The organism is Sphingomonas sp. Marseille-Q8236 (assembly GCF_965112005.1).
Genome location: NZ_CBCOPO010000001.1, coordinates 537,617 through 560,540, shown reverse-complemented (window position 1 = coordinate 560,540; position 22,924 = coordinate 537,617). Strand labels below are relative to the sequence as shown.

Annotated in this window: 16 protein-coding genes; 7 read left to right on the top strand and 9 right to left on the bottom strand. The window is 67.7% G+C overall.

Translation table 11 applies throughout. From position 1 onward, the window contains the following. Positions 1 to 49: 49 nt before the first annotated feature. The 4 genes from ACWPWT_RS02595 to ACWPWT_RS02580 form a co-directional block, all read right to left on the bottom strand. Positions 50 to 1,639: a TolC family outer membrane protein gene (locus tag ACWPWT_RS02595; protein ID WP_454278432.1), complete on the bottom strand. Its 1,590-nt coding sequence runs from the start codon at positions 1,637 to 1,639 to the stop codon at positions 50 to 52. Then, on the bottom strand, positions 1,629 to 2,975 hold the full coding sequence (locus ACWPWT_RS02590; RefSeq protein ID WP_454278431.1) for an HlyD family type I secretion periplasmic adaptor subunit: 1,347 nt from the start codon (positions 2,973 to 2,975) through the stop codon (positions 1,629 to 1,631). The genes ACWPWT_RS02595 and ACWPWT_RS02590 overlap by 11 nt, the downstream gene beginning before the upstream one ends. Beyond that, positions 2,972 to 4,678, bottom strand: a complete 1,707-nt coding sequence (locus ACWPWT_RS02585) for a type I secretion system permease/ATPase (protein WP_454279874.1) — start codon at positions 4,676 to 4,678, stop codon at positions 2,972 to 2,974. Before ACWPWT_RS02585 ends, ACWPWT_RS02590 begins: the two co-directional genes overlap by 4 nt. Before the next feature lie 118 nt (positions 4,679 to 4,796). Further along, positions 4,797 to 6,032 (bottom strand): histidine-type phosphatase, encoded by a 1,236-nt coding sequence (locus tag ACWPWT_RS02580; protein ID WP_454278430.1) that lies wholly within the window; start codon positions 6,030 to 6,032, stop codon positions 4,797 to 4,799. Between the two features lie 201 nt (positions 6,033 to 6,233). Here ACWPWT_RS02580 and ACWPWT_RS02575 point away from each other — a divergent pair, with 201 nt between their 5' ends. Continuing rightward, positions 6,234 to 9,038, top strand: a complete 2,805-nt coding sequence (locus ACWPWT_RS02575; protein WP_454278429.1) for a TonB-dependent receptor — start codon at positions 6,234 to 6,236, stop codon at positions 9,036 to 9,038. A gap of 188 nt (positions 9,039 to 9,226) precedes the next feature. Next, positions 9,227 to 9,982 carry a DeoR/GlpR family DNA-binding transcription regulator gene (locus ACWPWT_RS02570; protein WP_454278428.1) on the top strand — a complete coding sequence of 252 codons (756 nt, stop codon included), beginning with the start codon at positions 9,227 to 9,229 and terminating at the stop codon, positions 9,980 to 9,982. On the opposite strand, the gene ACWPWT_RS02565 is transcribed toward ACWPWT_RS02570, so the two are convergent. After that, entirely contained in the window at positions 9,940 to 11,244 is a 1,305-nt protein-coding gene (locus ACWPWT_RS02565) for an MFS transporter (RefSeq protein ID WP_454278427.1), read from the bottom strand. The two genes, ACWPWT_RS02570 and ACWPWT_RS02565, sit on opposite strands and share 43 nt — an antisense overlap. A gap of 117 nt (positions 11,245 to 11,361) precedes the next feature. On the opposite strand from ACWPWT_RS02565, the gene ACWPWT_RS02560 reads away from it, so the two are divergent. Further along, entirely contained in the window at positions 11,362 to 12,297 is a 936-nt protein-coding gene (locus ACWPWT_RS02560) for a glutaminase (protein ID WP_454278426.1), read from the top strand. Here the strand turns inward: ACWPWT_RS02560 and ACWPWT_RS02555 are convergent. Next, a complete protein-coding gene (locus tag ACWPWT_RS02555) occupies positions 12,203 to 14,134 on the bottom strand; it encodes a PepSY domain-containing protein (protein WP_454278425.1) in 1,932 nt (643 codons plus the stop codon). The genes ACWPWT_RS02560 and ACWPWT_RS02555 overlap by 95 nt on opposite strands. Further along, a complete protein-coding gene (locus ACWPWT_RS02550) occupies positions 14,131 to 14,478 on the bottom strand; it encodes a hypothetical protein (protein ID WP_454278424.1) in 348 nt (115 codons plus the stop codon). Before ACWPWT_RS02550 ends, ACWPWT_RS02555 begins: the two co-directional genes overlap by 4 nt. A gap of 80 nt (positions 14,479 to 14,558) precedes the next feature. Between ACWPWT_RS02550 and ACWPWT_RS02545 the strand changes: the two genes are divergently transcribed. The 4 genes from ACWPWT_RS02545 to ACWPWT_RS02530 all read left to right on the top strand — a co-directional run bounded on the left by ACWPWT_RS02545 (position 14,559) and on the right by ACWPWT_RS02530 (position 21,556). Beyond that, entirely contained in the window at positions 14,559 to 16,835 is a 2,277-nt protein-coding gene (locus ACWPWT_RS02545; protein ID WP_454278423.1) for a TonB-dependent siderophore receptor, read from the top strand. A gap of 85 nt (positions 16,836 to 16,920) precedes the next feature. Then, positions 16,921 to 17,733 carry a ferredoxin--NADP reductase gene (locus ACWPWT_RS02540; RefSeq protein ID WP_454278422.1) on the top strand — a complete coding sequence of 271 codons (813 nt, stop codon included), beginning with the start codon at positions 16,921 to 16,923 and terminating at the stop codon, positions 17,731 to 17,733. 195 nt (positions 17,734 to 17,928) lie between these two features. Continuing rightward, positions 17,929 to 20,847, top strand: coding sequence for a TonB-dependent receptor (locus ACWPWT_RS02535; RefSeq protein ID WP_454278421.1), 2,919 nt, complete (start codon positions 17,929 to 17,931; stop codon positions 20,845 to 20,847). A 211-nt stretch (positions 20,848 to 21,058) separates the two neighbouring features. Next, positions 21,059 to 21,556: a hypothetical protein gene (locus ACWPWT_RS02530; protein ID WP_454278420.1), complete on the top strand. Its 498-nt coding sequence runs from the start codon at positions 21,059 to 21,061 to the stop codon at positions 21,554 to 21,556. 6 nt (positions 21,557 to 21,562) lie between these two features. Here the strand turns inward: ACWPWT_RS02530 and ACWPWT_RS02525 are convergent, their stop codons facing one another. Both ACWPWT_RS02525 and ACWPWT_RS02520 read right to left on the bottom strand, forming a co-directional pair. Beyond that, complete coding sequence (locus ACWPWT_RS02525) at positions 21,563 to 21,868, bottom strand: hypothetical protein (RefSeq protein ID WP_261270321.1); 306 nt, start codon at positions 21,866 to 21,868, stop codon at positions 21,563 to 21,565. After that, positions 21,865 to 22,878, bottom strand: coding sequence for a chemotaxis protein CheB (locus ACWPWT_RS02520; RefSeq protein WP_454278419.1), 1,014 nt, complete (start codon positions 22,876 to 22,878; stop codon positions 21,865 to 21,867). The genes ACWPWT_RS02525 and ACWPWT_RS02520 overlap by 4 nt, the downstream gene beginning before the upstream one ends. Positions 22,879 to 22,924: the final 46 nt, after the last annotated feature.

Here is a 22,924-nt window from a genome sequence, read left to right as displayed (position 1 = left end):
CACATAGCCCAACCTCTCACCCTGAGTGGTGGGGGATCGGCTCCGTGACCTAGCGTGAGCCGCCGGTCACCACCGTGTCGCTCAATTCGGCGAAGGACGGCATGGGCAGTTTCGGGATCGGTGCGACGGGCAGGGCGGTGCCGAGCGGCCCCGTGACGGCGGGCGTGGCCGTGTTGCGGAGCGCGGGGGCCTCCGCCGCCGCCAGAACGGGGGCGGGACGCGCCGTTGCATCGGGGCGTGACGCGCGGTCGATCGGTGCGAGCAGCGGGTCGAATGGCCCGAACACCTGCTTGCGCACCTGACGGATATTGGCGGACGCGTCATAGACGGGCACGCCCGCCTCGATGATCCCGGCCTGCAAACGCCCGAGCGTCGCCAGCAGCCGGGCCTGTGCGACATAGCCCGAATAACGCGCATTGGTCGCCACGATCTGGGCGTTGAGCAGGCGCTGTTCGGAATCCAGCACCTCGAAATTCGACCGGAACCCCTCCTGGAACCCCCGCCGCACGCCGGTCAGCGCGGCCTCGGCCGCCTCGGTGGCGCGCAGGCCCGAATCCTGCTGTTCGGTGGCGGCGACCGCCTGGTTCCAGCTTTCCTGCACATCGGCAAGTGCCTGTCGACGTGTCCCCTCCGCCTCGAAGCCCAGCTGCTGGCGTTCGGCAACGGCGGCCCGAATGCGCGATCCGATCAGCCCTCCGGCGAGCAGCGGCATGGTGACGCTCAGCCCTCCGCTCGCTTGGCCGCCCATGTCGCGCAACTGATAGGAATAGGGGCTGGTATAGCCATAGCCGCCGGTCAGCGCGACGATGGGCGCGCGTTCCGCCCGCTGCGCCGCGATGCGCGCGTCCCCGGCGCGTGCGGCCATCGTCGCCTGCCAGATGGCGGGACTTTCCTTCTCGGCGATCTGAAAGGCCGAATCCAGCGAAACGGGCATCCCCGGCAGGCGCGGCGGCGGGGCAAGGCGACCCGGATTGCGCCCGACCAGCGCGGCGAAGCGCGCGCGGCTGGCCTGGAGATTGGCCTGAGCCTGGGCCAGTTGTGCGGCGATGATCTCGCGCTGCGCCCGTGCCTGCGCGATGTCGGTGCGGGTCAGGTCGCCGCCGCGCTCGCGCGCGACCGCCTGGTCGACCTGCCGGCCATAGCTGTCGAGCGAGCGCGTCTGGATCGCGACCAGCGCCTGGTCGCGCAGGACGGATGAGAAGGCATCGACCACCGCCAGCAGGATTGCATTCTCCGTCTCGCGCAAACGCTCGCGCCCGGCGAGCACCGTCGCCTCGGCGGCTGAGACCTGCGCGGCGGTGCGCCCGCCGTTCAGCAGGATCTGCGAGGCGGAAATGGTCGCGCCCATCGTCCGCGCGCGCACGGTGCCGAACTGGTCCAGGATATTGCGCTGGTCCTGCTGGCGATATTGTAGATTGACGTTGACCCCGACGGTCAGCCGATAGGGGGAGCCCGCCTGCACGATCTGTTCGTCGAGCACGCGAAGCTGCGCCCGTCCCGCCTCCAGCGTCGGGTTGGTGCGATAGGCATCGGCGATCGCGCGGTCGAGCGTGTCGGGATCGTACAGCTCCTGCGCCGCCACGGGCGCGGCCGCCAGCGCGACGAGCGGCAACAGGGCGAGACGGGACCTAGCGTTCATGGAAGGACCGCGAAAAGGCTTCGGTCAGCGGATCGAACAGATATTGCAGCGCGGTCCGCCTGCGCAGCGGCACCATGACCGCGACCGGGACGCCCGCCCGGATACCGGTATCGCCGCCACGCACCGCCGCGATCCGTGCGATCTGGTCGTGCGGCACCGCGATCTCCGCGCTGAAATAGCTGCGACCCGAGGCTTCGTCGCGCAACGCATCGGCGGAGACGGAATGGACCCTGCCGGTCAGGATCGGCAGCCCCCGGTCGTGCAGCGACAGGAACTTCACCTCGGCGGGCCGTCCCGCGACGACGCCGTCAATGTCGCCCGGCGCAAAATTGGCGCGGACGATCAGGGGCGCGGCATCGGGCACGATGTCGAGGATCGGCTGACCGGCCTGGATGACGCCGCCCACGGTGAAGACGCGCAGGCCGACCACCCGGCCCGATACCGGTGCGCGGATCTCGGTCCGCGCCAGTTGCTCGCGCGCGGCGGCCCATTTGGGCAGCATTTCGTTCAACTGGAACTGGGTGTCGCGCAGCGAGGCGGCGGCTTCCTCCACCTGATGGCGGCGGGTCTGGACGATCTGGGCACGGCTCTGGCCGATCTGCTCGCGCGCGGCGGCGGAGCGGGAGCTATAATCCGCGTCCGCCCCTTCGAGTTGCTGGATCGACCGCTCGATCGCGCGGACCGTGTTGCGCGAGACATAGCCTTCGTCCGCCAGCCGCCGGGTGCTTTCCAGTTGCTGGGCCAGGCTGGCGCGCTGGCGGGCGCTGGCCTGTGCCTGGGCGTCGAAGCCGGAGGTCTGGCGACCCGCCTCGGCCGCCTGCTGGCGAAGCACCTGATCCCCGGCGGCGAGCGCGGCGGAGCGGCTGCGCATCTGTGCCAGTTGCAGGCTCTGCGCCCGCGCGATCAGGCGGCGGTCGTCGCCCGTGGCGCGGGCGAAATCGGCGGGCCAGACGATCGCACGTCCCGCCACCTCGGCCTCCAGCCGGGCCCGTTGGGCCTGAAGATCGATGACGCTGGCGGCCAGCGCGCGCTCGCTGGCGGCGACCTCCGCCCCTTCCAGGCGGAACAGGATCTGCCCGGCGCGGACATGGTCGCCGTCGCGGACCATCATCGCCTTCACGATGCCGCCGTCGCGGTGCTGCACCGTGCGGCGATTGCCCGACACCGTGACCTGCCCCTCGCCAGCGGCGGCGGCGTCGAGCCGCGCGAACGCCGCCCAGCCCAGCCCGACGACGAAGAACAGGATCGCGACCAGCACGCCGACCCGGATCGCGCTGCGCGGCGAATCGTCCAGGTATAGCCGCTCGGCCAGATGCGCGCGGGCCGCGGCGGTCATCGTACTCCTCCGGCGGTGACGATGTCGTCCCGGGACGGGGAGGGGGGCTGCTGGCGGATCACCTTGGCGCGATCGTCGAACAGATGCACCTTGCCGCCGCGCAGCAACAGCACCTTGTCGACCGTCTGGAGCAGGCCGGTGCGGTGGGTGGACACGATCACGGTCGCGTTGCGCGCGCGCAGCGACTGGAGCGTCTGTGCCAGCCGGGCCTCGCCCTCGCTGTCGAGATGGGCATTGGGTTCGTCGAGAAGGAGAAGGCTGGGCTGGCCGAACAGCGCGCGGGCCAGCGCGATCGCCTGTCCCTGTCCCGCCGACAGATCCGCTTCGCCGCGATCCAGCATGGTGGCATAGCCCTGCGGCAGGCCCAATATGACGTCATGCGCCCCCGCTTCCTGCGCGGCGGCGACGACCTGGGCATCCAGCGCCTCGCTTTCGCCGTCCAGCACGCTGCGGAAACGCGCGATATTGGTGTGGACCGTGGCGGGGAACAGCGTCGGGGCCTGGGGCATGAAGCCCAGATGGCGGCCCAGTTGCTCGCGATTCCAGTCGGACAGCGACGCGCCGTCGATCCGCACCTCGCCCGAATCGGGGGTCATCGCCCCTGCCAGCACGCGCAGCAGCGTCGATTTGCCCGCGCCGCTGGGTCCGACCAGCGCGATCACCTCGCCGGGGTTCACGGTGAAATGGATGTCGGACAGGATGACGCGGTCGCTGCCGGGAGCCTTCACCTCCAGCGCGCGCACCTCGATCCGGCCCTTGGGGGCGGGCAGGGTGGTGGTCGTCCGGTCCGGTCCGGGGCGGCGGCAAAAGGCGTCGAGCGAGTGCCAGGCCTGACGCGCCGCGGTCAGCGGCTTGATCGCGGCGAGTATCTGTTCGACCGGTTGCAGCGCGCGACCCAGCAGCAGCGAGGCGGCGAAGATCGCGCCGCCCGAAATCTCCTGCCGAACCGCCAGCCAGGCCCCCAGCGCCAGCGCCAGCGATTGCAGTAACTGGCGCAGGAATTTGGTGACCGCCAGGAACTGGCCCGACCTGCCCGACAGCGTCGCCTGCCGCCGCGCCAGATCGGCACGTTCCAGCAGATGGCGCGTGACGAGCGCGTCGCGCATCCCCAGCGCCTGCGCCACGTCGGACGCGAGGATCGAGGCGTCCTGTTCCCGCTGCGCCAGCGCGGTGCGGCCGCGAAGGCTGGCGACGGCAGCTTCTGTCACGCGCTCGCTGGCGACGGCGATACCGCCGAGCAGCAGCGCGCTGACCAAGGTGAGCACGCCGATCCAGGGATGCAGCAGAAAGGCGATCAGGATATAGATCGGGGCCCATGGCGCATCGAACAGCGCGATGACCGGCGCACCGGTCAGGGTCGAACGCACCGTATCGAAATCGCGCATCGCCTGCGCGCGCTCCGCGGGCGAGCCGCTGGGCGACCCCAGGATGCGCAGCAGGATCGTCGGGGCCAGCCGCCGCTCCAGCCGGATACTCGCCCGCAACAGCAGCCGCATACGCACCGCGTCGAGAATCGCATAGACCGCCAGCGCCGCGACCAGGATCAGCGTCAGCAGCGCCAGCGTCGGCACTCCCCGCGTCGGGACCACCCGGTCATAGACCTGGAGCATGAAGATCGAGGGCGCGAGGTTGAGGAGGTTGATCAGCCCCGAAAAGGCCGCCGCCGCCACAAGATGCGGACGGCATCCGCGCACCACCGGCATCAGGCCGGCGGCGGATGCTTCATCGGTGGACACGGTTTGGCGGGCGGACATGGCGCCCGCTCTACCCCCGAAAGGGTAAGCGAAGCGTTCACGCCGACGACTCCCGCGCCGCAGCGGATCAGTTGGCCAGCGGCGCCAGCCGATTTCCGAACAGCGTCACGAACCGGTCGAGCGGGCAGGGCGCATCGGCGGGGCATCCTGGCACCTGTACCGGGGTCAGCGTGACGGCATCGGACTTCGTGCGTATCTGGTCGGGCGACTGGGTGCGATAGGCCAGCGTCACGAATGTCTTGCCCGCCCGGTCGTGCCAGCGCCGGATCAGGATCGCGCCGCCCGGTGCCGCGTCGTTGACGGCATAGCCCGGCGCGACCAGGTCGAAGCCGAGCAGCGCCGCCAGCGCGGTGACATTGGTGTCGTGACCGACGAGAAGGTCGATCCGGGCGCCCTTCGGATCGGTCAGCGCGGCGATCATGTGGCGGCCGAACGCCGCCGACTGGTGCGCGGCCATATAGGGTGAGCGCGAATAGACGTCGAACAGCGCGGCATGCACCGCGCCCAGCCGGGCCAGCACCGCGCCATCGACCGGTAGGCCGCCGACCGAGGGCGACAGGCCTTCGGCATATTGCAGCAGCAGCACCTGTGCGGTGCCCGATGCGGTGCGGATCGGCCCGCTCAGGTCGATGCCATGGCCATCGGCGGACGGGGTCAGGCGCGGCGGCCCCGCCGGATCGCAACCCTCCGGGGCGCCACAGCCCAACACCGCGTCGAGCAGCCGCAGCGCATTGCGGTGTCGCGCGACCAGCGCGGCCATGCCGCCGGTGAACCGGTCGATGTCCGCAACCGTCGCCGCCGCATCGAAATGCGTGGCACGGGCGCGAAGCGGCTCGAACAGGGGATCGACGTCTCCCATGGGTTTATGTCCGACGGCCAGCGGACATTCGGGGGCCAACCCCCGGGCATAGGCCGTGCCGCTGGCGATGGTGCGCGACGAACTGTTGGTCCAGATGCGGATCGTGCCGGGCGCGGGACAGCCATTGGCGGGCAGCAATCCTTGCGCGACCCAGTCGGCGCGGTCGGCACGAGCCTCGGCCGCCAGGGCGTCGGCGCCGTTCGGTGTCAGCGCGCTTTCGGGGGTGGACCATGTCGGCCAGGGCTGGGCGGTGCGAGTCCCCTTCGGCACCTCACCGTCCAGCGGCGCGCGGACGCCGTGGCGCATCAGCATCACCACCCGGTCCAGCGTCATTCCCGTGGGAGCCTCCCCCGATTGCGCGGCCACCGGCGCGGCGACGGCGCCGATGAGGATCGGAGCCAGCATCAGGGCGAGGCGGCGGGCGGGTGCAAGCATGATGGACATGGCGCGGCTCTGCCAAGTTTCAGGGTCAGAACTGTGACATTCGGTCGGCCATTCTCTCCCGCCGGTGCCACGCGCGACCGAATTTTCAAATGTCATCAAAAAACGGTCAATAAGTCATCGGATTGTCACAGCCCATCTCTAGCGGGGCCGTCGAAGGCGCCTGGGGGCGTCGCCATCACGATTTGATCCAGGGGGAATTCCATGACCGCTTCGTTCAAGCGGGCGCATGTCGTGCGCCTGTTGTGCGGCACCGCCGCCACGCTTCTGATCGCCGGACCGGCGCTGGCCGCCGATCCGGTCGCGCCCGTTGCCGCCGAGCCTGTCACCACGGCCGAACCCGATCCGCAGGTCGGCGAGGAAGTGGTCGTGAGCGGTCATCGCCAGGCCGTGGTCGACGCGCAGGACGAACAATTGCGCAGCCAGTCGCTGGCCACCGTCGTCTCGGGCGAGGAATTGCGGCTTCAGCCGCAGCAGAATCTCGCCGACCTGCTGACCCGCCTGCCGGGCATCAGTTCCTCGGTCGATCAGTCGCGCAACGCGGCGGCGACGGGCGAGGCGCAATATGTCTCGATCCGCGGTCTCGACACCTCGTACAATGCCTATTCGCTCGATGGTGTCCGGCTGGCGCAGACCGATGCGCGCACCCGTGCCATCTCGATGAACCTGTTGTCGCCCTTCTCGCTTCAGACGGTACGGGTGGACAAGGCGCCGACCGCGCGGTTCGACGGCGATGCGATCGCGGGCATCATCGACATGGTGCCGATCACCGCCTTCGATCTGCCCAAACACCGCACGCAGATCCGTCTCCAGGGCCAATTGGCCGGTCGCGCCGATGCCCGCCGCCAGGACCCATGGGGCGGCACCGTACAGGTCGAGACCGCGCAGCGTCTGGGCGATCTCGGCGTCTATGCCTCGGCCTATTACGGGCTGAAGCATGTGCTGGGTGAATCGACCGCGATGCAGCACGACTGGGAGAAATATAACACCAACATCCCCGGCATGATCCGCGACAATCTGGACAATATCTTCCCGCGCGGCGTGCAGTGGCAGTCCTTCCGCAACCGTATCGAGCGGATGGGCGGCACGCTCAACTTCGACTGGAAGGGCGAGGGGACCGACCTCTACTGGCACTCCACCTATGGCCGGTACAACCTCAAGAGCTGGATGGATCAGACCGCGCTCCGCCAGACCAGCCTCGCGCCAGACCAGATCAATCCGAACCCCAATAAGGGTTCCTACGATTCCGCCGGCTATCGCGCCGATTACGGCCTGACCGCGACGCATTATTTCCGGACCGAGCATAGCAAGCAGGAGCTAGTGACGACCAAGGTCGGCGGGCAGACGCGTTCGGGCGACTTCACCTTCGACTATCACGGCGCCTTTTCGCGCGGGTCGCAGGATTATCCGTTGCGTATCCAGTCGGGGTTCGCGGGCCGTCCCTATATCGGCACGGCCGACAATAGGGGTACGGCGGCTTACCGCATGGTCACCTCGATCGGGAACCGCACCTTCCCGCAGGTGGTGCTGACCGACGCGGCGCGCGCCTATCTGACCGACCTGTCGAAGCTGAAGCAGTGGTACGTCACCCAGCAGTTCGAGAACACCTGGGAACGCCGCCTGGAGGGCCAGTTCGACACCGTATGGCACCACGCCGACCAGGGTCTGGTCTCGATCGCGGCGGGCGCCAAGGTCGAGGATGCCAAGCGTTACGCCAATGCGCTGGGCGACGACGGCGCGCTGCAATATACGTTCCCCAATGCGGATGGCAGCAACTCGCCGCGTTACGCCGCGACCGGCCCCGCGCTGACCTCGCTGCCGGGACGCTTGCTGGGCGGGTTCATGAACAACGCCGCGCAGGTGCCGATCTACCTGATCGACACCGACTATATCGAGAATCAGGTCGCACAGCTCTCCACCCCGAAGATCGCCGGGCTGGACCCGGTGAAGCTGAAGGAAAACCGTCTGGACGGGCGCGAGAACCGGTTGGCGGGCTATGTCATGGCGACCTTGCAGTTCGGCGATCTGCAGGTCGTGCCGGGCGTCCGCTACGAATATAACCGGTTCAAGGGGACCTATTGGCAGGACCAGGGCAACGACACCGGCAAGTTCGTGACCTCCGCCCGCCATTACGACCAGTGGCTGCCCAGCGTCATCGCCAATTACCGGCCCAATGACGATGTCGTGATCCGCGCGTCGGTCCGCAAAAGCTATTCGCGGCCCGCATTCGACCTGCTGCTCGGCCCGACGAGCGTATCGCGCAACGATCTGGGCGAAGTGACCGGGGTATTCATCCCCAACCCGAACCTCGATGCGCAGACGTCGTGGAACTACGACACCTCGCTGGAGATCAAGGGGCAGGGCACCGACTTCTTCTCGGTCAGCCCCTTCTACAAGTCGCTGAACCATGTGCTGTTCGCGACCGGCACCACCAATGCGGGGGGCGATTACAACATCTGGGGCAATCCCCAGTCGGAACAGCAGGGCGGGGTCGAGGTGTCGAGCCTGACCACCAATGCCACCGGCCAGATCTATGGCGTCGAGTTCTTCGCGCGCTATTCGCTCAAAGGCCTGCCCGGCCTGCTCGACGGCCTGGGGATTCAGGCCAATGTCACGCTGCAAAAGGCCAAGGCGAATGTCTTCGTCAACGGCCAGAATCGCGAGCAGCGCATGACCCAGGCGCCGGAGGTGATGTACAATGCCGCGCTGTTCTACAGCCATGGCGGGTTCGCGGCGGAATGGAACTATAACTATACCGGTGATCGCCTGTACGACCTGCGCTCCAGCCGGCCGGACACCTATATCCAGCCGACGACCATCTCCAACCTGATCGTCAACTATACGTTGCCGTCGGGTCTGACGGTGGGGGCCTCGGTCCAGAACCTGTTCAACGAGCACAGCTATTGGGCGACCACCAGCGAGCGTAAGGCCTATCTCTCGAACGACCGCAAGGGCGGCTATGTCGAGACGGGTCGCATCTACATGCTGAACCTGACCTACGCCTTCTAACCTTTACCCCTCCCCCGATCCGGTGCCCGCCCCCCAGCGGCATCGGATCGCACCTTCGCGCCGATGGCCCCCCAACGGCCATCGGCGTCCTTGTGTGGGGCATGTGGCGATTCTGGCCGAATGCCCGAGGCGATTGACCGAAACGCGACGACGGTTAGCATCGCGCCGATAATGGGAGCTGTAACGCCATGATGAAACGCCAGCGCCGCCAGGACGAGATTGTGGCGCTATTGGGAGAGGGCGGCTTTCGTGGCATCGGCGAACTGGCCCAGGCGCTGTCCGTATCCGAGGAGACGGTCCGGCGCGAATTGCGCGTGCTGGAGGCGTCGGGCGCGGTGGTGCGTGCGCATGGCGCGGCCCGGCTGGCCAAGGTGGAGACGGAGGGGTCCTTCGCCACCCGCCTGCAACGCCATGCCGAAGCCAAGCAGAAGATCGCCGCGGCGGTCGCCCAGTTGGTCGCCGATGGGCAGACCATCTATATCGATGCCAGCACCACCGGCCATTATGTCGCGCGGGCGCTTCGCGATCATCAGGGGCTGACCGTCGTCACCAACGCGGTCGGGGTCGCCGCCGAACTGGGCGGGCGCAACGACAACCGGATCATGCTGGCCGGGGGCGAGCTGGATTACGAATATCACGCCTGTTTCGATTCGACCGCGCGCGACTATCTGGCGATGTTCACCCCGGCGCTGGCGATCATGTCGGTGGAATCGGTCAATCTCGACCATGGCTTTGCCGATTATCACAGCGGCGAGGCGGCGGTGTGCCGGATGATGATCGCCCGCGCGCGCCGCACGCTGATCGCGGCCGATCAGAGCAAGTTCGATCGCCCCGGCACCATCCAGGTCGCCGCGCTCGACGCGGTGGCGATGTTGGTGACCGACGTGGCGTTGCCCCCGGCCTATGCCGAGGCGTTGGCGGCGGTGGAGGTGGTGGTCGCTTGATCGCGCGGGATGGCGAGCGCGACGCCCGCCCCCGCCAGCGCCAGGCCGACATGGATCGCCCAGAAGCCCGGTTGCGCCATGCCGGGATACAGTGCGCCCAACTGTCCCACCGCCAGATGCGCGACGAAGCCGTGCAGATAGAATAGCCCCGTCATCAGACCCCGGCGCGCGGGCGGCGCGGCGGCGTTGACGATCGCCAGCGCCGAAGGCCAGGTCAGCACCACCCCGATGTCGAGCAGCAGGATCGCCCCCAGCGGCCCGCCCAACGCCACCGGTCCCACCCCGCGCGACAGCATCGCCAGCAGCGCATAGCCCGAAGCGATCGCCGCCCCGCCCAGCGCCAGCTTGGCGGCGGCGCTCGGCTCCCGCCCGCGCCGGGCCAGCCAGGGCCATAGCCGATAGGCGATCAGCGCGAGGATGATGGTGAAGGCTCCATCCGCCGCCGCCAGCCAGCTTGGCGGGATCGCCCATCTCCCGATGTCCAAGGCCACCCGTGCGCGGGCCCAGACCAGCACCATGTTGGTCAATTGCTCATAGGCGCAAAAGCACAGGGTGACGGCCAGGATCGCGGGCACCGCGCGCGACCAATCGGTGGCCGCCCCACCTATCGGCACGGCCGCCACGGGGGCGACGCGCGGCGCGGTACGAAGCAGCAGGATCGCGATCGCCATGCTGCCCGCCATCGCCACGAAGCTCGCGCCGAATCCGGCATGCAGGGCCAGCCAGCCGCCGATCAGCGGTCCGAGTAGTGTCCCGCCGTTGAGAAAGGCCAGATAGGCCGCGAACAGCCGCTCGCCCCCGGCCCGGCCACGCAGCGCACCGACCTCCGCCGCCAGATTGCCTTTCAACAGGCCGATGCCGCCGATCATCAGCACCAGTCCGCCGAGCGCCCCCTGCCGACCGGCCAGCATCAGCAGGCCCGATGCCATCAGCACCGCGCCGATATACATGGCCGGTCGCCGCCGCCCGCTGCGATCCGCGATCCAACCCCCCAGCGGCAGGACCAGATAGGTCATCGCGCCGTAAAGGCCGTAAAGCTGCGAGGCGAAGGCGATGTCGCCATGCGCGCCGGTCACCGCTTCGATCGTGCGACGCAGCGCGGCCATGCCGGCGACCGAACCGGCGGGGCGGACCAGCAAATCGGTCAGCAGGAACAGGGTGAGCAGCGACTTCGCGCCCTGGATGGCGAATCGCTCCCATCCCTCGACGCTGGCGAGCGTCCAGAATCCGGGGGCGGGCGGGGGCGTGTCCGTCTCGCGCATGATGGTGAATTGCGGTCCGTGGTCGGGCTTGGGAGGAAGCGCTGGCTCCCTAGCGGCGGTTTGTGACGGGTTCGCGGCGGCTCGACAAAGGCGGGGCGGCAGGGCACGACCTGTCCCATGGATCTGTCCGCCATCGTTGCCGACATCGCCGCCGAAATGGCCGAGGCTCCCGATCGGGGCAAACCCGCCGATTATATCCCGGCGCTGGCGGGGATCGATCCGCACCGATTCGGCATCGCGATCGTCGAGGCGGACGGCCAGTGCCATCTGGCGGGCGATGCCGAGGAAAGCTTCTCGATCCAGAGCATTTCGAAGGTCTTCGCGCTGACCCTGGCGCTGGGCGCGGTCGGCGACCAGTTATGGCGGCGGGTCGGGCGCGAGCCGTCGGGCACGGCATTCAACTCGATCGTGCAACTGGAGACGGAAAGCGGCATCCCGCGCAATCCCTTCATCAATGCGGGGGCGATCGTGGTCGCCGACGTGCTGCTCGGCGGCTATGAACCGCGCGAGGCGATCGGGGAGATGTTGCGCTTCGTCCGCGCCCTGGCGGGGGAGGACGATATCGTCATCGATGCCGCCGTGGCGCAGGCCGAGATGGAGACGGGACACCGCAACCAGGCGCTGGCGCATTACATGCACGCCTTCGGCAATCTCCATCACCCCGTCGACCGGGTGCTGGGCGTCTATTTCCACTTCTGCGCGCTGGCGATGAGCTGTCGGCAACTGGCGCTGGCGGGCCGTTACCTGATGGCGCGCGGGGTCAATCCGGGGACGGGGCGCTCGGTGGTGTCACCGCAGCGCGCGCGGCGCATCAGCGCGCTGATGATGAGTTGCGGCCATTATGACGGGTCGGGCGAGTTCGCTTTCCGCGTCGGCCTGCCGGGGAAATCGGGGGTGGGCGGCGGCATCCTGGCGATCGTGCCCGGCCGGGCCTCGATCGCCGTCTGGTCCCCCGGCCTTAACGCGCGCGGGAATTCGCAGCTTGGTACGCTGGCGCTCGAACGGCTGGTGCAGCGGACTGGCTGGTCCGTGTTCGACCCACAAGCCGGTTGACGGCGCGAAGCGGGGCGAAGGCGGCCCCCGCACGCACCGACAGCAGCAGGTTCAGCGCGATCCCCGCGATCGACGCCGCGCCCAGCAACCGCACGATCCGCTCGCCGGTAATGCCCGTCCCGCATCCCGACAGCGCCAGCAACAGCACCGCCACGCCCAGCAGCTTCAGTCCGCCACGCAGCCGGGCATCGTGCATCGTCCCGGCGTCGCGGGCATGGCGATAGGAACCGGCGGCGAGCAGCCAGAAGCCGACAAAGCACACAGCGATGGTATCAAGCATGGGCAGGCTCCGAAAAGCGGCGGGACCGCGTGGGGGCTCGGGGGCGGGGCGGGCACTGACCCGGGCGGCGACGGCGAAGCCGACCCCGATGAGCAGCGTCGCCAGATCGAAGGCGAGGAAGACCCGGTCGCCATCGAGCAGAGAGGGGAGCAGCCAGCGCGCGGTGGTCAGCGCGTTGACGAGCGGGATGGCGGTCCACAGCGCGGCGGCGACCACGAATAGAACCGTCCAGGCCCGGCGCGCGGGCAGGCCGCACTGTGCCACCGCCAACAGGCCCCAGGTCCAGAACATCGCCGACACTTCCATATCGGCGCGGCCCTCCATCCCGGCGGGGGTCAGCCGGTTGGCGAGCAGATAGGCCGCCATGCCGCTGGGAAAGGCCGCGATGGTCGCGATGTTGATCCGTTCGGCCAAGGTGAGCCCGAAAAACGGCGCGGCACCGGGCTTGCGCCGCTTGGCGGTCCAGAGCAGCAGGCCGGTACCGACCATCGCCGCCCCGGTCAGCCCCATGACGAAATAGGCCCAGCGCAGGGCGGGGCCGGCAAAGGTCGCCAGATGCAGGCCCAGCAGCACACCCGCGGTCCCGATCGCCGAGCTGAGCTGGCCGGTCTGGGCGACGAAACGACCGGTCGCCCCGTCATAGGTGACGGTCGGCGTCCGCGCGCTGATCGCGCCGCGTCCTGCCTGGGCGATGGTCACGCGCGCGGCGCTGTCGCCGGGATTTTCCACGATGACGCGCGTTGCCGGGCCGCCCAGCCGCCGCTCGGCATCGCGCATCAGCGGCGCGATCTCCACCATCGGGGCCCGAACGCCGGTGGCGACGACATCCTCCGGGGTGCCATAGGCCACCTGCATGAACTGCGCGGGCTTGGCATAGTTCATCAGCACCGGCCACGGCATGTACATGGTGACCAGAGTGATGAGCCCCGTATAGGTGATCATCGCATGATAGGGCAGGCCGAGCACCGCGGTGACGTTGTGCGCATCCAGCCAGCTGCGCTGCCCCTTGTTCCAGCGCAGCGTGAAGAAGTCGGCGAAGATGCGCTTGTGCGTGATGACGCCCGAGATGATCGCCCCCAGCATTGCCATCGCGCACAGTCCGGCCAGCCAGCGGCCCCAGGGATACGGCAGTTGAAGCTGGAAATGGAAGCGATAGAAATGCTCGCCCCCGCGCGTTTCGCGCGCGGTCAGGGGGGCGCCGCTGACGGGATCGAGGTCGAGTTCACCACCGCGCCGCTTGCCCTCGGGCTTGGCGGGGATGCGAAAGACGCGGGTGGCGGTGGTCCGGCCATCGGGCAGATAGATATACCATTGCAGATCGTTCGATCCGATCCGCTGCAGATACCGCACCGCCGATTGGGTCGCCTGTTCGGGCGAAGCGGCCGAGGCGCGGATTTCGGGCTGCATCCATTGGGTGATCTCGGGCCGGAAATAGGCCGAGGTGCCGGTCAGGAACATGGTGAACAATATCCACCCGGCGATCAGGCCCAGCCAGCCATGCGCCCAGGCCATGGTCTGCCGCCAGCCGCGCTGGCCGTTCATCGTCGCTTCGCTCATGCCCGCACGCCCAGCCACCAGATCAGCGCCGCCATCGCCAGTGCGCCGCCCCAGATCACCGCGCTGACGCGCCGCAACCGAATCTCATGCAGCGCCCAAAGCCCGATCCCGACATAGACCAGGAAGGACAGCAGCATCGGCCAGCCCGTCACCTCGACCCGCGTCAGGACATCGGGGGCGGGCAGGAGCCGCGCGGTCAGCATCGCGGCGGCGACCGCGAAGCCATAGCCGCCGACGATCGCGGTGAACCAGCGCCACGCCATCGCGAATCCGCCGCGCCACCCCGTGGCGGCGGCGTACGAGGACCCTCCGGCCTTGTCGTCCATGGCTTGGCGTGACGCCACCCGCGCTTTCCCCTTGTCAATCCTTGGACACGGTCCTAGCAGAGTTTGAGAGTCACTATCAATAGCAGGGAATGAAATTTATGCGCAGGCTGAGCGGAGCGCTGTTGGCGGCTTGCGCCACCGGGGGGATGTTGGGGGCTGCCGTTCCGGCCTTCGCCTCGCCCCGCGACGGGATCGAGAATGACGATCAGCAGCGGTTGCGCAATGAGGAGATCGTGGTCGAAGGCGAGCGCGAGAAGAAGGGCGCGGCCTCCGGCACCAAGACCGACATTCCCCTGATCGCCACGCCGCAGAGCATCACGGTCATCGACCAGGCGGAACTGACCCGGCGCAACGCGTTGTCGATCAATCAGGCGCTGGGCTATGTCGCGGGTGTCGCCCCCAACCAGCGCGGCAATGTCGCGACCCGGTACGACCAGCTATACCTGCGCGGTTTTTCGCCCGGCGTGTTCATGGACGGGATGCGGTTGTTGGGCGGGGTCTATGCCATCCCGCAGGTCGATTTTCATCTGGTCGAGACGGTCGATGTCGTGAAGGGGCCGGCGGGCGTCACCTATGGCTCGGGCACGCCGGGCGGGTTGATCAACCTGACCAGCAAGCTGCCCTATGCCGGGTCGGGCGGGCGGATCGAGCTCGCCGCCGGCAATTACGCGCTGCTACGCTCCAGCATCGACGTGAACCAGCCGCTCGACGCCGACAATCGCTGGCTGTTCCGGATGATCGCCGGCGCGGAGGAATCGGACGGCTTCATCCGGGCGACCGCCAACCGGCGCTATTATGCGCGACCGATGCTGACCTTCGCGCCCGACAAGGCCACCAGCGTCACGTTGATCCTCAATTATCAGCGCGACCCCGAATCGGGATCCTATAGCGGGGTGCCCGCCTATGGATCGGCGCTGCCCAATCCGTTCGGGGTGCTGCCGGTCGATTTCAACACGTCCGAGCCGTCCTACGAAGCATTCGACCGGACGCAAAAGTCGGCGACCCTGTTGTTCCGCCACGACCTGACCGACCGGCTGAGCTGGACGAGCAGCGCGCGCTATCTGGCGATCGGGCTGCATTATCGGCAGATTTACGGGTCGGGGTTCGTCACGCGTGGCACCGGCGCCAATGCCAACAGCGACCTCTCCACCCTGCAGCGCGGCGGCGGCGGATCGGACGAGGCGTTCCAGACCTTCACCGTCGACAATCACCTGGTCGGCAAGCTGGGCACCGGTCCGATCCGCCACACCATCCTGGGCGGCATCGACTGGCAGCATAATCGCGGCGAGAACTATCAGGCCTTCTTCACCGGCACGAACGCGAACCCGGTGTTCAACATCCCCAATCTCAGCCTGTTCGCGCCGGTCTATGGCGTGCCGTTGCCCAGCTTCCCGATCACCCAGACGCACAATTACACCAAGCGCGATCAGGTGGGCGTCTATCTTCAGGACCAGATCGCGATCGGCGGGCTGCAACTGATCGCCAGCGGGCGTTGGGACACGTACAATCAGACGACGCAGAATCTGAACACCAATGCCGTCACCCGTCTGAACCAGACGGCGTTCACCACGCGGCTGGGCGCGTTGTACGAGACGAAGATCGGCCTCTCGCCCTTTGTCAGCTATTCGGAAAGCTTCGAGCCGCAGGCGGGCAGCACTTGGGACGGCAGCAACTTCATTCCCGTCACGGGCCGCCAATATGAGGCGGGGCTGAAATACCAGCCACGCGGCACGACCGCTTTGTTCACCCTGTCCGCCTTCGACCTGCGCCGCCGCAATGTGCCGGTCGCTGATCCGCGCGCGGGCACGGGCAACATCCCCAGCAATTCGCAGGTTCAGATCGGCGAAGTCTCGGTGCGCGGGATCGAGCTGGACGGGCGCGGCACGGTGGCCCCCGGCTTCGACGTGGTCGTCGCCGCCACCTATAGCGATCCCTATGTCCGGCAGGGCACACCCGTGGTCGGCACCGGCGACCAGCTGAGCGGGGTTACCGGTACCCGGCCGCTGGGTGTGCCGCAATGGAGTGCCTCCAGCTTCCTGTCCTATGATCTGGGCAAGGCCGGTGTCGCCAATGCCCTTGGCGGCCTGAGCCTGGGCGCTGGCGTGCGCTATGTCGGCGAATCGGACGGGACCGCGACCACCGTTGCGGCGGGCCGTACCGTGGTCCGGCGTTTCCAGTCGCCCGATTACTGGCTGGCCGACCTGATGCTGGGCTATGACCTCGGCCGGGTCAGCCCGGCGATGGAGGGGCTGAGCCTGACCGCCAATGTCGCCAATCTGTTCGACAGACGCCACATCACCAGCTGTTTCTTCAACAACGGCTGCTATTATGGGGCATCGCGGACCTTTGTAGGCAGCCTGCGCTATTCTTGGTAAGGGCGCATCCGATTCATTCGCACATGACGTATCCGCCCGCCCCGCCGACCGATTGGCGGGCGCGGGGCGCAAAGGAGTTTTGAGGTTGTCGACCGATACTGCCCTGCCCGAACTGACCCCGACCGCGGCGCTGAGCGTCGAGACGGTTCAGAGCGTCCATCACTGGAACGAGCATCTTTTCTCCTTCTCGGTCTCCCGCCCCGACAGCTTCCGTTTCCGTTCGGGCGAGTTCGTGATGATCGGGCTGCAGGGCGACAACGGCAAGCCGCTGCTGCGCGCCTATTCGGTGGCCAGCCCGTCTTATGACGAAAAGCTCGATTTCCTGTCGATCAAGGTTCAGGACGGCCCGCTGACCAGCAAGCTGCAAAAGGTGCAGCCCGGCGACCAGATCTATCTGGGCCGCAAGCCGACCGGCACGCTGGTCGCCGACGCGCTGCTGCCCGGCAAGCGGCTGTTCATGCTGTCGACCGGCACGGGCCTGGCGCCCTTCCTGTCGGTCGCGCGCGACCCGGACATTTATGACATGTTCGACGAGGTCGTGATCGTCCACTCGGTCCGCCGGGTCAGCGACCTGGCCTTCCACGACGAACTGGCGGGCAAGCTGGCCGACGATCCCCTGGTCGGCGAGGTCGCGGCGGAGAAGCTCCATTATGTTCCGACCGTCACGCGCGAGCCGTTCCACACGTCGGGGCGCATCGACGCGCTGATCGACGATGGCCGGTTGTTCGCGGGGCTGCCCAGCGCGCACGGCTTCAACCCGGAAACCGACCGGATCATGATGTGCGGCAGCATGGAGATGATCAAGTCGCTGGGTGCCAAGTTCGAGGACATGGGCTTCCCCGAAGGCTCGAACGCGCAGCCCGGGGCCTATGTGATCGAAAAGGCCTTCGCCGGCTGATCCCTTATCCGTCCACCCAGCGAAGGCTGGGGCCTTGATCGGGCGGACTCGCTATCTTGCCGTCATCCCGGCTTTCACTGGGATGGCGGCGGAGGCATAATCCCCAATCCGCGACATTTGGCACGTCGCACGGCACATTTGTGCGACATTTGCGTCCTAACGCCCAAAACCCGAACATAGGGAAAAGGGACGGACATGCGGCTTTGGGCGGGTTTGATGCTGGCGAGTGCGATGCCGGCGATCGCGCAGGCGCAGGTGGCGGCCACCCCTGCCACTTCCGCCCCCACGCCGCAGACGCCGGAGGCGGCGACCTCATCCTCCCCGTCCGCCACGGCGGCAGCCGCGCCCCAGGGGACCCCGTCCACCACTTCGCGCACCCAGCCCGAGCCGGAGGCCGATGAGGAAGAGGGCGAGGAGGGCGATGTCGTCGTCACCGCCCGGCGTGAGCCGGGCCGCGTGCCCGGCGACATTCCCCCCGACCAGCAACTGAGCCCCGCCGACATTCGCAGCTATGGCGTGTCGAGCGTCGCCGACCTGCTGACCGAACTCGCGCCGCAGACGACCAGCGGGCGCGGCGGATCGCCGGTGATTTTGCTCAACGGTCGCCGCATCGCGGGCTTCCAGGAAATCCGCGACCTACCGACCGAGGCGATCCTGCGCGTCGACATCCTGCCCGAGGAAGTCGCGCTGAAATATGGCTATCGCGCCGATCAGAAGGTGGTCAACTTCGTCCTGCGCCCCCGCTTCCGCTCGCTGGCGGTCGAGGCGATCGGCAAGGTGCCGACGCAGGGCGGTTCCGCCATGGGGCAGTTGCGGCTCGACCAGTTGCAGATCCGGCGCGACCGGCGGCTGAGCATCCACACCGATTATTCGGAAACATCGCGACTGACCGAGGCGGAACGCGGGATCATCGCGCCCTCGTCCAACGCATCGCTGGGCGGCAATATCGTCACCGCCGACCCCGGCCTCGCCGCGCTGACCGGCACCAGCTCCAGCGTGGTCGGGCTGCCGAGTGGGTTGAGCGCGGCACCGAGCCTCGCGCAACTGGCGGGCAGCCCCGCGACCAGCACCGACGTGACCCCCTATCGCACGCTGCAATCGGCACAGCGGCAATGGGACGCCAATATCGTCTATGCGCGCAACATCTTCGACAAGGTGTCCGCCTCGTTCAACGCCGAGGTGCAGACGACGCAGAGCAACAGCTGGAACGGCCTGCCATCGGCCAATCTGGTGGTGCCCGCGGGCAATCCCTATTCGCCCTTCGCCACGACCGCCACGGTCAGCCGCCTGAGCGATGCCTATGGTCCGCTGGTCCAGAACAATACCGGGCTGACCGCACATCTGGGCACGGTGTTCAACGGTGACATCGGCAAGTGGCGCTGGTCGTTGACCGGGGCCTATGACCGGGCGGAGAGCCGGGTCGCGACCGATACCGGGCTGGACGTCACCGGGTTGCAGGCGCGGTTGAACGCGGGGGATCCGACCGCCAATCCCTATGGTCCGCTCGACGGGTTGGGGATGGCGGCGCGCAATTTCGCCCGCTCGACCTCGTCCTCGGGCGAAGTCGATGCGCTGCTCAACGGCCGGGTCTTCGCGCTTCCGGCGGGCGATGTGCAGGCGAGCGTCAAGCTGGGCGGACAGACCAGCGATTTCTCCAGCCGTTCGACGCGGTTCGGGGTGATCCAGACCGGCGACGTGTCGCGCGACATCGTCAATGGCCAGGTCAATTTGGACCTGCCCATCGCCAATCGCGACCGCCAGATTCTCGGCGCGATCGGCGACCTGTCGCTGAACGTCAATGTCGGGGCGGATCACCTGTCGGACTTCGGCACGCTGACCACGGTGGGATATGGTGCCAATTGGTCGCCGCTCGACGGCGTGCGCGTCATCGCCTCCTGGACCGATCAGGAAGACGCCCCCACCGCGCAGCAACTGGGCAATCCGACGATCACCACGCCCAATGTCCGCCTGTTCGACTATGTGCGCGGGACGACCGCGACGATCACCGCCGTGACCGGGGGCAACCCGGCGCTGGTCGCGGACAATCGCCATGTCATGAAGCTGGGCCTGACGCTGAAGCCATGGCGTGAGCGGGACATCAACCTGACCGCCAACTATTATCGGATCAACACCGACGATCCGATCGCCTCCTTCCCCACGCCGACCGCGGCGATCGAGGCGGCGTTCCCGGATCGCTTCTCGCGCGACGCGGCGGGCAATCTGCTCCGCGTCGATTCGCGCCCGATCAACTTCGCCCAGACCGAGCGGTCGCAGCTTCGCTGGGGGATCAACTTCTCGCGGCCGATCAAGTCGAAGATCCAGAAGGAACTGGAGGCGTTTCGCGCGGGCACCGGGCCCAATCCCTTTGCGGGGATGAGTTTCCCCGGCCGGGGCGGCAGCCAGCGCGGCGAGGGGCAGGGCGGTGGACAGGGCGCGCCCCGTGCGGCAGCGGACGGCCCCGGCGGCCCCGGCGGCCCCGGCGGCCCCGGCGGCCCCGGCGGCCCCGGCGGCCCCGGCGGCCCGGGTGGTCCGGGTGGTCCGGGTGGTCCGGGTGGTCCGGGTGGTCCGGGTGGCGGGGGTTTCCGGGGCGGCGGCGGCGGCTTTGGCGGCGGTCGTGGCGGCGGCGGCGGGCGGATGCAGTTCGCACTCTACCACACCTGGACCTTAGCCGACCGGGTGACCGTGGCGGATGGCGGGCCCGTGCTCGACCTGCTGCGCGGCGATGCGATCGGGTCGAGCGGTGGCACCTCGCGCCATCAGTTGGAAGTGCAGGCGGGCTATTCCAACAACGGCGTCGGTGTCCGGCTGTCGGGGGATTGGCGTAGCGCGACGCGGGTCAATGGCGGCACCCCCGCCAATCCGCAGGCGCTGAACTTCGGCAGTCTGGCGACGATCGATCTGCGCCTGTTCGCCGATCTGGGCCAGCGGCTGGACCTGGTCCGCGCACACCCCTGGGTTCGTGGGACGCGGATCAGCCTGTCGGTCGACAATCTGTTCAACCAGCGCCAGAGGGTCACCGATGGTACGGGCACGGTGCCGATCGGTTACCAGCCCGGTTATCTCGATCCGCTGGGGCGCACGATCCGGCTATCGATCCGAAAACTCTTTTTCTGACGCAGCATAATAGCAGAACATGAAATTACTCCGGATCGGGACGAATTCCGGATCGCAAACTTAAGTTTTTGGTTAACCTACCCTAATTTCGACGTCATCATGGCCAGTGAAGAATTGCGACGGCGCAGCGGAATCGGAATACCGATCGAGTTGCCGTGCGGACGCAAGCTTTCTGACGGTGGGGTTTAATATGGGTCGGAGAGTGGAGGTCATGGATGACCGCTACGATACAGGGGTAGACGCCGGACTGCCGGGCATTGACGATCGCCTTCGTCGCACTCGCGATGAACTGGCCTTGGTCGAGTCGATGGTGCGTCAGGAGAATGAGACGCGGATCGCACCGTCCGATATTGGCCGGGTCATCCGTTTCGCGCGCGAGGGGGTCGGTCAGTTCTTCGACGCCAGCCTGTTCGCCGATCCGGCGTTCGACATGCTGTTGTTCGTCTTTCTGGAGGAAGAGGCGGGACGGCCGGTCGAAACCAGCGCCTGCTACCGGGCGTCCGGCGTGCCGCGCACCACGGCGGTCCGCTGGATCAATATGCTGATCTCGCTGGGGATGTTCGAAAGTGCGCCGCACCCGACCGATCGCCGTCTGGCGCTGCTCAGCCTGAGCGAGTCGACGCGGGAGGGCGTGCGCCAATGGCTGGCGTCGCTGCGCCCGCTGATCGAGCGGATGACGCTGCGCGAGCCTCTGCCCGGTACGATTTGATCCGGGTCAGCGCGCGTCGGCGATCCGGGTGCGCAGGCTGTCGGCCAGGGTCTCCAGCGTGACGCCGTCGATCCGATCGGACAGCGGCGCATCGGATCGCAATATGTCGGCGATCGCCAGTTGTACCTGGGTGATCCGGTCGACCGACTGGATGCCCACCATATGGCGGCGCAGCGTGTCCGCATCGCTCGCCAGCTCATAGGCGAGGTCGGCGAGCGAGCGGGTCAGTTCGACCAGCTCCTCGGCCAGAGCATGGGCCAGCGGGCGGTCGACACCGCCCGCCGACACCATGCCGGACATGTCCTGGATCATTTGCTGCACAGCTTCAGGATATTGGCGGCGATCGCATCGCCCGCCACCGGTTGCGACACCGCGCCCTTGGACAGGGTGAAGTCGGTGCCGTTCCGCCCGATGGCATAGGCCCCGCCCGCCAGCATGGCCCGCAGGCCCGCCGAGCCGTCCTCATCGTCCAGCGCGACCAGCACGCCCAGGCCGTTGCTGCCCGCCGCCTTAGCGACCGAGGCGAAGAGCAGCGAGATGGACGGACGCTCGCCCGCCACGGGTTCGCGGGCGAGCAGGCGGATCGTGCCGGAGGGCCAGCTGTCGACCACCATATGCGTCTCACCCTGCGGCGCGAAATAGATGGTGCCCTGTTCCACCTTCATGCCATCGGTCGCCTCGACCACCTTCGGGGCGATCTGATCGCGCAACTGCTCGACCATCGGGGTCAGCAGGCCGTCGGTCATCTGCTGCACGACCAGGGTGGGCGGGCAATTGGCGGGGAAGGCCTGGAAAAGGTTGAACAGCGCCTGGGTGTTGGCGGCGTCCGCCCCGATCGCCAGGATACGGCCGTTCCAGTTCATGGCGGCGGGGGGCGCCTTTCGGGCATGGCCCAGTGCGCCCGCCTTAGTCCGCTTCAGATCGGCATTGCGCGCCGACTTGATCCGCTTGCCCAGCTTGCCGATGATCGCGTCGAGTTCGGCCTGAACCGCCACCTTGGGCTTGGGAAAACAGTCGATAGCGCCCAGCCGCAACGCCTCGATCGACTCGGCGGCACCGGCGGCGGTGCGGGTCGAGAACATGATGACCGGCATCGGCCGATTCTCCATGATCTCCGCCAGATAATCCAGCCCGCTCATGCCCGGCATCTCGACGTCCAGCGTCATCACCTCGGGCCGATACTGATCGACCATCGCGCGCGCTTCCGCCGCGCCGTCGGCGGCGCCGACCACGGCCACCCCCTTGATGCGTTCGAGCGCCCCCGAGATGAGGACCCGCATCGTCAGCGAGTCGTCGACAACCAGAACCTTTACGTCGGCCATTACGCAATACCTTCCAAAACGGATACGCCGTCACGTCACTTGAGTT

What these genes read in the sequence shown, in the direction of transcription:
- ACWPWT_RS02535 (WP_454278421.1), top strand. Translation starts at nt 17,929, where the DNA reads ATGCGGCTTTGGGCGGGTTTGATGCTGGCGAGTGCGATGCCGGCGATC.
- ACWPWT_RS02595 (WP_454278432.1), bottom strand. Translation starts at nt 1,639, where the DNA reads ATGAACGCTAGGTCCCGTCTCGCCCTGTTGCCGCTCGTCGCGCTGGCG.
- ACWPWT_RS02555 (WP_454278425.1), bottom strand. Translation starts at nt 14,134, where the DNA reads ATGAGCGAAGCGACGATGAACGGCCAGCGCGGCTGGCGGCAGACCATG.
- ACWPWT_RS02575 (WP_454278429.1), top strand. Translation starts at nt 6,234, where the DNA reads ATGACCGCTTCGTTCAAGCGGGCGCATGTCGTGCGCCTGTTGTGCGGC.
- ACWPWT_RS02560 (WP_454278426.1), top strand. Translation starts at nt 11,362, where the DNA reads ATGGATCTGTCCGCCATCGTTGCCGACATCGCCGCCGAAATGGCCGAG.
- ACWPWT_RS02545 (WP_454278423.1), top strand. Translation starts at nt 14,559, where the DNA reads ATGCGCAGGCTGAGCGGAGCGCTGTTGGCGGCTTGCGCCACCGGGGGG.
- ACWPWT_RS02590 (WP_454278431.1), bottom strand. Translation starts at nt 2,975, where the DNA reads ATGACCGCCGCGGCCCGCGCGCATCTGGCCGAGCGGCTATACCTGGAC.
- ACWPWT_RS02525 (WP_261270321.1), bottom strand. Translation starts at nt 21,868, where the DNA reads ATGATCCAGGACATGTCCGGCATGGTGTCGGCGGGCGGTGTCGACCGC.
- ACWPWT_RS02520 (WP_454278419.1), bottom strand. Translation starts at nt 22,878, where the DNA reads ATGGCCGACGTAAAGGTTCTGGTTGTCGACGACTCGCTGACGATGCGG.
- ACWPWT_RS02570 (WP_454278428.1), top strand. Translation starts at nt 9,227, where the DNA reads ATGATGAAACGCCAGCGCCGCCAGGACGAGATTGTGGCGCTATTGGGA.
- ACWPWT_RS02580 (WP_454278430.1), bottom strand. Translation starts at nt 6,032, where the DNA reads ATGTCCATCATGCTTGCACCCGCCCGCCGCCTCGCCCTGATGCTGGCT.
- ACWPWT_RS02565 (WP_454278427.1), bottom strand. Translation starts at nt 11,244, where the DNA reads ATGCGCGAGACGGACACGCCCCCGCCCGCCCCCGGATTCTGGACGCTC.
- ACWPWT_RS02585 (WP_454279874.1), bottom strand. Translation starts at nt 4,678, where the DNA reads ATGCCGGTGGTGCGCGGATGCCGTCCGCATCTTGTGGCGGCGGCGGCC.
- ACWPWT_RS02530 (WP_454278420.1), top strand. Translation starts at nt 21,059, where the DNA reads ATGGATGACCGCTACGATACAGGGGTAGACGCCGGACTGCCGGGCATT.